Raw genomic sequence first — 12,821 nt, 5'->3', positions numbered from 1 at the left:
GCGTAACCATCCATCACTGTGATGTTACCTCTAGAAAGCATCATCCAATGAGTTTTTTTCTTATTATTCCTCGCAATCTGGTGTTACCCTCCTGCCCATTGTCCTGATTAACTAGTGTGAAGCATACCGCCTTCATGTAATTCGGCGGCTGCAAGAACATGCTTATGAGCCTAAAAGAGCAAACGTTAATGACACCGTATCTACAATTTAACCGCGATCAATGGGCCGCACTTCGCGATTCCGTCCCAATGACGTTGACAGAAGAAGAAATCACGCGGTTAAAAGGCATCAACGAAGATCTTTCCCTGGAAGAAGTTGCAGAAATTTATTTGCCGCTGTCGCGTTTACTCAATTTCTATATCAGTTCTAATCTACGCCGCCAGGCCGTACTGGAACAATTCCTTGGCACCAACGGGCAACGTATTCCTTACATCATTAGCATTGCGGGTAGCGTGGCCGTTGGTAAAAGCACCACCGCGCGTGTACTACAAGCTTTACTTAGCCGCTGGCCTGAACATCGACATGTAGAATTGATTACGACTGATGGCTTTCTGCATCCTAATGCGGTATTGAAACAACGCGGATTGATGAAGAAGAAAGGCTTCCCGCAGTCTTACGATATGCGTCGCTTGGTTAAATTCGTCTCCGACCTGAAGTCTGGAGTTTCTGATGCTACTGCACCGGTATATTCCCATCTTATTTATGACGTTATTCCTGATGGGGATAAAACAGTTACTCAACCTGATATATTAATTCTTGAAGGATTAAATGTCCTGCAGAGTGGAATGGATTATCCTCACGATCCACATCATGTATTTGTTTCCGATTTTGTTGATTTTTCTATTTATGTTGATGCACCAGAAGAGTTACTCAAAAACTGGTATATCAACCGCTTTTTGAAATTTCGCGAAGGTGCTTTTACCGATCCGGATTCCTATTTTCATAACTATGCTCAGCTGTCTAAAGATGAAGCAGTTAATGTTGCCACATCGCTATGGAATGAAATTAACCTTCTGAATTTAAAAGAAAATATTCTTCCAACCCGTGAGCGGGCAAGCCTTATAATGACCAAAAGTGAAAATCACTCAGTCAATCAGGTACGCTTACGGAAATAAAAAAGGGAGCTCTGGCTCCCCCTTTTTTATTCAGCGCTTCGCAATGATATCTCACCGCCAATCCAGGGTTTTGTTATCCCGTCCTGTTCCAGTAATAATGCCCCTTGAGCATCAATACCTCGAGAAATGCCAAAGACTTCTTTATCACCAATAATAAGTTTAACCGGACGATTTATAAAGTTATCCAGTTTTTCCCAGCGGCTCAGATAGGGGGCTAAGCCTTCATTCTCAAAGAGTTTAAAACCCGCCCGCAGCTCTTTAATCAGACAAGCAGCTAACGTATTACGATCGATTGAGATCCCAGCTTCCTGTAGGCTAATCCAGCCCTGATTAACAACATCCGACTCTACCCGGCGCATCATTAAATTAATACCTGCGCCGCTGACTATTTGCGCAGCATCGCCGGTTTTCCCCGTCAGTTCGACCAGGATCCCTGATAGTTTCCGGTCCTGCAAATAGAGGTCATTCGGCCATTTTACCCGTACTTTATCAGCCCCCAGGCTCTGCAGAACCTCAGCTATCACGATACCGATAACCAGACTCAAGCCAATAGCAGCAGCAGGCCCTTGCTCAAGCCGCCAGTACATTGAAAGATACAGATTCGAACCAAATGGCGAGAACCACTTGCGCCCGCGTCGACCACGGCCGGCCTGCTGATATTCAGCTACGCAGGCGTCACCAGATTGCAATTCGCTGAGTCTGTCCAGAAGATACTGGTTAGTAGAATCAATCACTGGTAGTACAGTTACCCGGCCGTGTTCAATCTGCCTGGAGATTTGCTCTTCATCCAGCAGCTGGATAGGTTCAGGTAGACTGTAGCCTTTACCCGGCACGGTGAACACGTCGATTCCCCAATCACGTAGCGTTTGAATATGCTTATTGATTGCGGCCCGACTCATCCCCAAACGCTCGCCAAGTTGTTCGCCTGAGTGAAATTCCGCGTCAGCTAATATGGATATTAGCGTCAGAGGAACGGTGTAGTCCTTCATGCAATGGTCTCCTCGGCATTAACTTCACCCCTTTCGCCAATAAAACGCACCTCTGGTTGCAGCCATATCCCGAATTTCGCACCAACCTGCTGACGTACATAGTGAGCCAGCTCAACGATATCTTCGCTGGTTGCCTGATTATGATTGATTAATACCAATGCCTGCTGACTATGCACAGCTGCGCCGCCCATTACTTTACCTTTAAGCTGACATTGATCGATAAGCCATCCAGCAGCCAGCTTCATACTGCCATCAGGCTGAGGATAATGTGGAATATTCGGGTAGGCAGCCAGTATTTCTTGAGCTTGTTCTGCGCTAATGACCGGATTCTTAAAGAAACTCCCCGCATTTCCATTCACTTTTGGGTCGGGTAGCTTGGTCATACGCATATGGCATACGGCATCAAATACCTGCTGGGGCGTAACAGTTTGCGGATCAAGGCGGGTCAAATCACCATAGTTTAGTACGGGTTGCCACGCTTTAGGCAACCTCAAGCCAACGGCTACAATGGCGTAACGGTCCTGGTATTCATGCTTAAAAATACTGTCCCGATAGCCAAAACGACATTCAGCAGCAGAAAGGCGCCGTTTCTCGCCAGTGGCCAGCTCAATGCAATCAACGTACTGGCAAACCTTTTGTAATTCGATGCCGTAAGCGCCAATATTCTGAATGGGAGAAGATCCGGCACATCCAGGGATTAAGGCCAGATTTTCCAGCCCAGGCATTCCGTTATTTAGTGCAAACTTCACCAGTTGATGCCAGTTCTCTCCCGCGCCAACATGCAAATGCCAGGCATCGGGTGATTCACTCACTTCGATACCCATAATACGGTTGATAATGACCGTGCCGGAATAGTCCCTCAGGAACAGGACGTTGCTTCCTTCACCAAGGATCAGGGTTGGTTGGCGCTCTGCGACGGCATTTTGCCATGCATCCAGTAGCTGTTTTTCAGTTTCCGCACGTACGATTGTTTTGGCATAACGGTCAATACCGAAGGTATTCCAGGGCTTAAGAGAGTGGCTCATATCGGCTTCCAGATGCAAAATCGGCTTTAGTTTACCGTATATAGCGAGGGAAGGCTTGCCTGATTGTCATGGGCATATCAGGAAGCATGACGTGATTGTGAGAGGATAGTCAATTCGAAAACGCAAAAAGCCCATCCGTCAGGATGGGCTCTTCACTGATTTGATGCCTGGCAGTTCCCTACTCTCACATGGGGAGACCCCACACTACCATCGGCGCTACGGCGTTTCACTTCTGAGTTCGGCATGGGGTCAGGTGGGACCACCGCGCTGTTGCCGCCAGGCAAATTCTTTGTGCTCGTCCTGTGTCTTTTACGCTCATACTGCGTTGGCTGCTCTCGCGAATGTCAGTCACATACTTCAGTATGCTCCTTCCATCGCTTCGCTTGCCGCCTTGTCTCAGCGTAAAATCCTTCGGACTCTGAATCAGAGCTGAAAATCGTCTCTCAAATCGCCAAAACATCTTCGGCGTTGTAAGGTTAAGCCTCACGGTTCATTAGTACCGGTTAGCTCAACGCATCGCTGCGCTTACACACCCGGCCTATCAACGTCGTCGTCTTCAACGTTCCTTCAGGACTCTCAAGGAGTCAGGGAGAACTCATCTCGGGGCAAGTTTCGTGCTTAGATGCTTTCAGCACTTATCTCTTCCGCATTTAGCTACCGGGCAATGCCATTGGCATGACAACCCGAACACCAGTGATGCGTCCACTCCGGTCCTCTCGTACTAGGAGCAGCCCCCCTCAATTCTCCAGCGCCCACGGCAGATAGGGACCGAACTGTCTCACGACGTTCTAAACCCAGCTCGCGTACCACTTTAAATGGCGAACAGCCATACCCTTGGGACCTACTTCAGCCCCAGGATGTGATGAGCCGACATCGAGGTGCCAAACACCGCCGTCGATATGAACTCTTGGGCGGTATCAGCCTGTTATCCCCGGAGTACCTTTTATCCGTTGAGCGATGGCCCTTCCATTCAGAACCACCGGATCACTATGACCTGCTTTCGCACCTGCTCGCGCCGTCACGCTCGCAGTCAAGCCAGCTTATGCCATTGCACTAACCTCCTGATGTCCGACCAGGATTAGCTGACCTTCGTGCTCCTCCGTTACGCTTTGGGAGGAGACCGCCCCAGTCAAACTACCCACCAGACACTGTCCGCAACCCGGATTACGGGCCCACGTTAGAACACCAGCCATTAAAGGGTGGTATTTCAAGGATGGCTCCATGCAGACTGGCGTCCACACTTCAAAGCCTCCCACCTATCCTACACATCAAGGACCAGTGTTCAGTGTCAAGCTATAGTAAAGGTTCACGGGGTCTTTCCGTCTTGCCGCGGGTACACTGCATCTTCACAGCGAGTTCAATTTCACTGAGTCTCGGGTGGAGACAGCCTGGCCATCATTACGCCATTCGTGCAGGTCGGAACTTACCCGACAAGGAATTTCGCTACCTTAGGACCGTTATAGTTACGGCCGCCGTTTACCGGGGCTTCGATCAAGAGCTTCTCCGCGAGGATAACCCCATCAATTAACCTTCCGGCACCGGGCAGGCGTCACACCGTATACGTCCACTTTCGTGTTTGCACAGTGCTGTGTTTTTAATAAACAGTTGCAGCCAGCTGGTATCTTCGACTGAGTTCAGCTCCATGAGCAAGTCACTTCACCTACCATCAGCGTGCCTTCTCCCGAAGTTACGGCACCATTTTGCCTAGTTCCTTCACCCGAGTTCTCTCAAGCGCCTGGGTATTCTCTACCTGACCACCTGTGTCGGTTTGGGGTACGATTTGATGTTACCTGATGCTTAGAGGCTTTTCCTGGAAGCAGGGCATTTGTCACTTCAGCACCGTAGTGCCTCGTCATCACACCTCAGCGTTAATAAGGTTCCGGATTTACCTGGAGCCTCCGCCTACATGCTTAAACCGGGACAACCGTCGCCCGGCCAACATAGCCTTCTCCGTCCCCCCTTCGCAGTAACACCAAGTACAGGAATATTAACCTGTTTCCCATCGACTACGCCTTTCGGCCTCGCCTTAGGGGTCGACTCACCCTGCCCCGATTAACGTTGGACAGGAACCCTTGGTCTTCCGGCGTGCGGGTTTTTCACCCGCATTATCGTTACTTATGTCAGCATTCGCACTTCTGATACCTCCAGCAGCCCTCACAGGCCACCTTCAACGGCTTACAGAACGCTCCCCTACCCAACAACACATCGTGTCGCTGCCGCAGCTTCGGTGCATGGTTTAGCCCCGTTACATCTTCCGCGCAGGCCGACTCGACCAGTGAGCTATTACGCTTTCTTTAAATGATGGCTGCTTCTAAGCCAACATCCTGGCTGTCTGGGCCTTCCCACATCGTTTCCCACTTAACCATGACTTTGGGACCTTAGCTGGCGGTCTGGGTTGTTTCCCTCTTCACGACGGACGTTAGCACCCGCCGTGTGTCTCCCGTGATAACATTCTTCGGTATTCGTAGTTTGCATCGGGTTGGTAAGTCGGGATGACCCCCTAGCCGAAACAGTGCTCTACCCCCGAAGATGAGTTCACGAGGCGCTACCTAAATAGCTTTCGGGGAGAACCAGCTATCTCCCGGTTTGATTGGCCTTTCACCCCCAGCCACAAGTCATCCGCTAATTTTTCAACATTAGTCGGTTCGGTCCTCCAGTTAGTGTTACCCAACCTTCAACCTGCCCATGGCTAGATCACCGGGTTTCGGGTCTATACCCTGCAACTTAACGCCCAGTTAAGACTCGGTTTCCCTGCGGCTCCCCTATACGGTTAACCTTGCTACAGAATATAAGTCGCTGACCCATTATACAAAAGGTACGCAGTCACCCCACATGGAGGCTCCTACTGCTTGTACGTACACGGTTTCAGGTTCTTTTTCACTCCCCTCGCCGGGGTTCTTTTCGCCTTTCCCTCACGGTACTGGTTCACTATCGGTCAGTCAGGAGTATTTAGCCTTGGAGGATGGTCCCCCATATTCAGACAGGATACCACGTGTCCCGCCCTACTCTTCGAGTTCACAGTATGTGCATTTTGGTGTACGGGACTATCACCCTGTACCGTCGGACTTTCCAGACCCGTTCCACTAACACACACGCTGATTCAGACTCCGGGCTGCTCCCCGTTCGCTCGCCGCTACTGGGGGAATCTCGGTTGATTTCTTTTCCTCGGGGTACTTAGATGTTTCAGTTCCCCCGGTTCGCCTCGTTTGACTATGTATTCATCAAACGATAGTGCAACGAATTGCACTGGGTTTCCCCATTCGGACATCGCCGGTTATAACGGTTCATATCACCTTACCGACGCTTTTCGCAGATTAGCACGTCCTTCATCGCCTCTGACTGCCAGGGCATCCACCGTGTACGCTTAGTCGCTTAACCTCACAACCCGAAGATGTTTCACTTCTGATTGCGAAAATTTGAGAGACTCGAACACACTTCAACAGTGTGTCGTTTCAATTTTCAGCTTGATCCAGATTTTTAAAGAGCAAATATCTCAAACATAACTCACTGAGTTAGTTTTGAGATATAAAGGCAGGTGACTTTCACTCACAAACCAGCAAGTGGCGTCCCCTAGGGGATTCGAACCCCTGTTACCGCCGTGAAAGGGCGGTGTCCTGGGCCTCTAGACGAAGGGGACACTGAAGTCTCAATCGCAAGACGCCTTGCTATTTACTTTTCATCAGACAATCTGTGTGAGCACTACAAAGGCAGGTTCTTTCAGGTAAGGAGGTGATCCAACCGCAGGTTCCCCTACGGTTACCTTGTTACGACTTCACCCCAGTCATGAATCACAAAGTGGTAAGCGCCCTCCCGAAGGTTAAGCTACCTACTTCTTTTGCAACCCACTCCCATGGTGTGACGGGCGGTGTGTACAAGGCCCGGGAACGTATTCACCGTGGCATTCTGATCCACGATTACTAGCGATTCCGACTTCATGGAGTCGAGTTGCAGACTCCAATCCGGACTACGACATACTTTATGAGGTCCGCTTGCTCTCGCGAGGTCGCTTCTCTTTGTATATGCCATTGTAGCACGTGTGTAGCCCTGGTCGTAAGGGCCATGATGACTTGACGTCATCCCCACCTTCCTCCAGTTTATCACTGGCAGTCTCCTTTGAGTTCCCGGCCGGACCGCTGGCAACAAAGGATAAGGGTTGCGCTCGTTGCGGGACTTAACCCAACATTTCACAACACGAGCTGACGACAGCCATGCAGCACCTGTCTCACAGTTCCCGAAGGCACGTTCTCATCTCTGAAAACTTCTGTGGATGTCAAGACCAGGTAAGGTTCTTCGCGTTGCATCGAATTAAACCACATGCTCCACCGCTTGTGCGGGCCCCCGTCAATTCATTTGAGTTTTAACCTTGCGGCCGTACTCCCCAGGCGGTCGACTTAACGCGTTAGCTCCGGAAGCCACTCCTCAAGGGAACAACCTCCAAGTCGACATCGTTTACAGCGTGGACTACCAGGGTATCTAATCCTGTTTGCTCCCCACGCTTTCGCACCTGAGCGTCAGTCTTTGTCCAGGGGGCCGCCTTCGCCACCGGTATTCCTCCAGATCTCTACGCATTTCACCGCTACACCTGGAATTCTACCCCCCTCTACAAGACTCCAGCCTGCCAGTTTCGAATGCAGTTCCCAGGTTGAGCCCGGGGATTTCACATCCGACTTGACAGACCGCCTGCGTGCGCTTTACGCCCAGTAATTCCGATTAACGCTTGCACCCTCCGTATTACCGCGGCTGCTGGCACGGAGTTAGCCGGTGCTTCTTCTGCGGGTAACGTCAATTGCTGCGGTTATTAACCACAACACCTTCCTCCCCGCTGAAAGTACTTTACAACCCGAAGGCCTTCTTCATACACGCGGCATGGCTGCATCAGGCTTGCGCCATTGCTGCATATCCCCACTGCTGGCCTCCCGTAGGAGTCTGGACCGTGTCTCAGTTCCAGGTGGCTGGTCATCCTCTCAGACCAGCTAGGGATCGTCGCCTAGTGAGCCGTTACCTCACCTACTAGCTAATCCCATCTGGGCACATCTGATGGCAAGAGGCCCGAAGTCCCCCTCTTGGTCTTGCGACGTTATGCGGTATTAGCTTACCGTTTCCAGTAGTATCCCCCTCCATCAGGCAGTTTCCCAGACATTACTCACCCGTCCGCCACTCGTCACCCGAGAGCAAGCTCTCTGTGCTACCGTTCGACTTGCATGTGTTAGGCCTGCCGCCAGCGTTCAATCTGAGCCATGATCAAACTCTTCAATTTAAGTTTGATGCTCACAGAATTAAACTTCGTAATGAATTACGTGTTCACTCTTTGAGACTTGGTATTCATTTTTCGTCCGAAGACGTTAAGAATCCATGTCACTTTGAGTGCCCACACAGATTGTCTGATAAATTGTTAAAGAGCAGTGCAACGCGGCTTTCGCTCACCGTTGCGAGGTCCCGTATAATACGGTTTCCTCATGCAGAGTCAAGCGTTTAATTTCGCTTTTCTCTGCCGGCATTCATCGCTGAATCCCGCTGACCCGGCGGCTTGCGTGCCGTTGTTCCGTGTCAGTGGGAGCGCATTATAGGGAGTAATTCTGACGTGACAAGGGGAAATTTCAAAAAACTTTTCGTTCGCTCAACTTTCCATCATCGGGGTCATTTAACGCGCTATTTGCTGGTCATATGCGCAATTTCACGCGCAAATCTGCCCACCTGCTGCCAGTCGGTATAAACCACTTCTTTACTAACATCCGTTTCGCCGCCGGTCATCTTCATAATGAGGCGAATCATAAAGCGGTCGAACCAACGATAGCGTGGATAACGGAGCGCGCCGGCAAACACTGCGCAGTGCTGCGGCTGCCAGGGCGAGCTGAGCAGGAACTTACGCGTATAGCTATTAGTTTGCGGCGTGCGTTTTTCTGGCTTACGCGCGACGAGGTTAACCGAGAAAAATGCTCCCGGCAGCGCCTGCAGCGAGTGCAGGTGCGCTTTTACAAACCGTTCCAGCGCGGGATGGAAATGACCATAGCGAATTGATGCACCAATCACGACACGATCGTATAAAGACCACTCAACTTCATTAGTACGGTTGAGATCAATCGTGTCTGAATCAACCCCCTGCTCTTTTAATTCAGATGCCAGAAATGAGGCGATTTCACGCGTTTGCCCATCACGGGTGGAAAATAGAATCAAAGTTTTCACAGGCACTCCTGTTATTCGCGCCAGAAAGTCGGAGTAAATAGCACCAGTAAGGTGAACACTTCCAGACGACCAAACAGCATATTAGCAATCAAGATCCATTTTGCGACAGGGTTCATTGTGGCGAAGTTATCAGCCACAACGCCCAGCCCCGGCCCAAGGTTATTCAGCGTCGCGACAACTGAAGCAAAGGCCGAGAAATCATCCACGCCGGTGGCAATAATCGCCAGCATACTGATGATAAATACCAGAGCATAAGCGGAGAAGAATCCCCATACGGCTTCCAGGATACGTTCCGGCAGCGCACGATTCCCCAGTTTAATACTGTATACCGCATTAGGGTGAACCAGACGTTTAAGCTCGCGGTTACCTTGCTTGAACAGCAGCAGGATACGGATAACCTTCAAACCACCGCCGGTCGACCCGGCGCAGCCGCCGATAAAAGCCGAACATAGCAGAAGGACCGGTAAGAATAGCGGCCAGCGCGCAATGCTGTCGGTAGTGAAGCCTGCGGTTGTCGCCATCGATACGACCTGGAAAAACGCCTGGTTGACCGTCATGACCGCAGAGCTATATACGTCATGCAGCCACAGCACCAGGGTACATACCACCACCAGCGTTAACTGTACGCCGATAAACATACGGAATTCAGGGTCTCGCCAGTACACTTTCAGGCTACGTCCGCTGAGTAATGAAAAGTGCAGGCCGTAGTTACAACCAGAAATCAGCAGGAAAATCGCAATAATGGAGTTAATCGTTGGGCTATTGAAGTAGCCCACGCTGGCATCATGAGTAGAGAATCCACCAATCGCGATAGTAGAGAAGCTGTGGCCGATGGCATCAAACGCCGGCATTCCCGCAAACCACAGCGCCAGCGCGCAGGCTACCGTCAGCAAAACATAGATAAGCCACAACGTTTTCGCGGTCTCAGCAATTCGCGGCCGCATCTTATTATCTTTCAGAGGTCCGGGCATTTCGGCCCTGTATAGCTGCATCCCCCCGACGCCCAGAATCGGAAGTATTGCTACCGCCAGTACGATGATCCCCATCCCACCAAACCATTGCAGCATCTGCCGATAGAAAAGAATAGCATGAGGTAACGAATCGAGACCGACCAGCGTGGTGGCCCCTGTCGTGGTCAAACCCGAAAAGGACTCAAAGAACGCATCCGTGATCGTCAGGTTCGGCTGCTCCGCAAAGATAAACGGCAATGCCCCCACACTACCCAGTACGGTCCAGAAAAGAACCACAATGAGAAATCCTTCGCGAGATTTAAGTTCACCCTTCTCACGACGGTTAGGCCACCACAGAAGCGAACCAATCGCCAGCGCGACAAAAAAAGTCTGGGTAAACGCCCGTCCCGCACCATCGCGATATATAAGAGCTATTAATCCCGGCAGGATCATGGTTCCCGAAAACAAAATGACCAACAGTCCAACGATTCGGGTTATCGCGCGAAAATGCATCTCTGGCGCTTCCTTTGATATGCAAAAAAATCAGGTGGGGATTATTCGTCAATCTTCAGTAATTGCAACGAACCGCGACTAAAATCAGCCAGCCTTGCTGAAAATTTCGCCACTTCAGCCTGAGGAAGCGCCACGCGCAGCTGAACAGAGGCCTGATATTCGCTTTCGACAATTATTCCTGAGAACTGAGCTAGCAGCGTTTCAATCCCGGCCAACTGCCCGTATTCACACTGCAAAGTATATGCGGTCAGCGGCGTCTTGCGCTGTGTTGTAAGCTGCGCAAGCGCCTGATGAACACCGCCACCGTACGCTTTTACCAGGCCGCCGGTGCCCAGCAGAATACCACCGTAATAACGCACAACGACAGCGGTTATCTCGCCGACACCGCTGCCCATCAGTTGCGCCAACATCGGCTTTCCGGCCGTCCCCGCCGGTTCACCATCATCGGAAAAACCCAGCTGCTGTGAATCATCCGGTGGCCCTGCGACCCACGCCACGCAGTGGTGACGCGCATCCGGATGCTCTGCCCTGACTGACTCGACAAACGCCTTCGCCGCCGCTACGCCGTCGGTATGCGCCAACAGCGTGATAAAGCGGCTCTTTTTGATCTCTTCAACAAAGGTGACCGGCGCTGCCGGTATCAACCAGCTTTCCATTACGCCAGTTTTAGATCGCGCGTCATATTTTCGATACTGTTTTCGTGGATCACGACATTATCTTCAATACGAATGCCGCCAAACGGCTTCAACGCTTCAATTTTCTGCCAGTTGAAGTGTTTACTGAACTGACCTTCACGCCACGGCGCCAGCAGCGATTCGATAAAATAGATTCCTGGTTCAATCGTCAACACCATACGCGGCTGCAGAACGCGCGTGCAGCGCAGGTAAGGATATTTTGCCGGCGCGGCCAGGTGAGTACCGGTATCATCCTGCATAAAACCGGCAACGTCATGAACCTGCAGACCTAAGGGGTGACCAATACCGTGCGGCATAAACGGCCCGGTCAGGTCGTTTTCAACCATCGCTTCTTCGCTCATATCTTTGACTATCTGATGCTTACGCAGCAGTTTGGCGATGCGATGATGGAACTGAACATGATAATCCACGTAGCTCACGCCCGCCTTTATGGTGTCGATCAGCGCCAGCTGTTCATCATTAACGTCTTTAACCAGCTGAGCATAGTCATTATCGCTATTCGCCGCCCAGGTACGGGTCAGGTCGGCAGCATAACCGTTATATTCCGCGCCCGCATCCAACAGGAAACTACGCATCTCCGCAGGCGCGCGATGATCCAGCTTCGTGTAATGCAGCACAGAGGCATGCTCGTTCAACGCCACAATATTGCTGTACGGTACATCGGTGTCACGATGGCCGGTAGCGGTCAGATAGGCCTGATTGATATCAAACTCGCTCATCCCGGAAAGAAACGCTTCATGAGCGGCCTGATGGCCGTTAACCGCTGACTTCTGCGCTTCGCGCATACAGGCAAGCTCATAGTCGGTTTTCCAGGAGCGATAGTAATGCAGATAATCGATAACTCCCTTCGGGTTAATCTTTTCTGCCGCAATGTCTAAACCTAATGCACGTTCCGGTACCGGCCCGATGTAAGCGATATTGCCGCGCGCGGCAGGTAGCTGGCTACCGATGCCATCCGCTTTCGGCAGAGCGATAACTTCTACTTCCTCAGTCCAGAAAGAAGTCGGCAGCGGTTCCACGTTATGCCAGTAATCAACCGGCAGATAGAACCACAGTTTCGGTTTATTGACGCCATCTACCAGTAACCAACAGTTAGGCACCTGGGTAACCGGTACCCAGGCTTTGAACTGTGGGTTGACCTTGAACGGATAAGGATGATCGTCAAGAAAGACGTTGACCAGTTCACCGGAGTGAATCAGCAGTGCATCCAGCTTAAAACGGGCCAGCACATCGCGGGTACGTTCTTGTAGAGTAACAATATGATTTTTATAGAGACCGGCCAGGGATTCCATCTTTTATCCTTTGATTTTATTGGATCGTGATACTTCGCATCTTAGCACATTGACCTCAG

General features: G+C 51.0%; 7 protein-coding genes, 1 tRNA gene and 3 rRNA genes. 1 reads left to right on the top strand and 10 read right to left on the bottom strand.

Annotated features, from left to right (window positions below):
• Nucleotides 1-164: 164 nt before the first annotated feature.
• Complete coding sequence (coaA, locus tag GJ746_RS01250) at nucleotides 165-1,115, top strand: type I pantothenate kinase (protein WP_154678584.1); 951 nt, start codon at nucleotides 165-167, stop codon at nucleotides 1,113-1,115.
• A gap of 26 nt (nucleotides 1,116-1,141) precedes the next feature.
• Here the strand turns inward: coaA and birA are convergent, their stop codons facing one another.
• The 10 genes from birA to pepQ form a co-directional block, all read right to left on the bottom strand.
• Entirely contained in the window at nucleotides 1,142-2,104 is a 963-nt protein-coding gene (gene birA, locus GJ746_RS01245; RefSeq protein ID WP_154678583.1) for a bifunctional biotin--[acetyl-CoA-carboxylase] ligase/biotin operon repressor BirA, read from the bottom strand.
• Nucleotides 2,101-3,129 carry a UDP-N-acetylmuramate dehydrogenase gene (gene murB, locus GJ746_RS01240; protein WP_154678582.1) on the bottom strand — a complete coding sequence of 343 codons (1,029 nt, stop codon included), beginning with the start codon at nucleotides 3,127-3,129 and terminating at the stop codon, nucleotides 2,101-2,103. Before murB ends, birA begins: the two co-directional genes overlap by 4 nt.
• Before the next feature lie 165 nt (nucleotides 3,130-3,294).
• Nucleotides 3,295-3,410 (bottom strand): 5S ribosomal RNA (gene rrf, locus GJ746_RS01235).
• A 191-nt stretch (nucleotides 3,411-3,601) separates the two neighbouring features.
• Nucleotides 3,602-6,507: ribosomal RNA gene (locus GJ746_RS01230) — 23S ribosomal RNA — on the bottom strand.
• 183 nt (nucleotides 6,508-6,690) lie between these two features.
• Nucleotides 6,691-6,766, bottom strand: a tRNA-Glu gene (locus tag GJ746_RS01225).
• Nucleotides 6,767-6,851: 85 nt separating this feature from the next.
• A 16S ribosomal RNA gene (locus GJ746_RS01220) occupies nucleotides 6,852-8,386 on the bottom strand.
• The 16S, 23S and 5S rRNA genes sit together here with 1 tRNA gene alongside, the layout of an rRNA operon.
• 392 nt (nucleotides 8,387-8,778) lie before the next feature.
• Nucleotides 8,779-9,312: a menaquinone-dependent protoporphyrinogen IX dehydrogenase gene (gene hemG / locus GJ746_RS01215; protein ID WP_154678581.1), complete on the bottom strand. Its 534-nt coding sequence runs from the start codon at nucleotides 9,310-9,312 to the stop codon at nucleotides 8,779-8,781.
• 11 nt (nucleotides 9,313-9,323) lie between these two features.
• Entirely contained in the window at nucleotides 9,324-10,775 is a 1,452-nt protein-coding gene (trkH, locus tag GJ746_RS01210; RefSeq protein ID WP_154678580.1) for a Trk system potassium transporter TrkH, read from the bottom strand.
• Nucleotides 10,776-10,816: 41 nt separating this feature from the next.
• Complete coding sequence (locus tag GJ746_RS01205) at nucleotides 10,817-11,431, bottom strand: IMPACT family protein (protein WP_154678579.1); 615 nt, start codon at nucleotides 11,429-11,431, stop codon at nucleotides 10,817-10,819.
• Entirely contained in the window at nucleotides 11,431-12,762 is a 1,332-nt protein-coding gene (pepQ, locus tag GJ746_RS01200) for a Xaa-Pro dipeptidase (protein ID WP_154678578.1), read from the bottom strand. The genes GJ746_RS01205 and pepQ overlap by 1 nt, the downstream gene beginning before the upstream one ends.
• Nucleotides 12,763-12,821: the final 59 nt, after the last annotated feature.

Source organism: Klebsiella oxytoca (assembly GCF_009707385.1).
Lineage (GTDB): Bacteria > Pseudomonadota > Gammaproteobacteria > Enterobacterales > Enterobacteriaceae > Klebsiella > Klebsiella oxytoca_C.
This window is presented reverse-complemented; position numbering and strand designations above follow the sequence as displayed.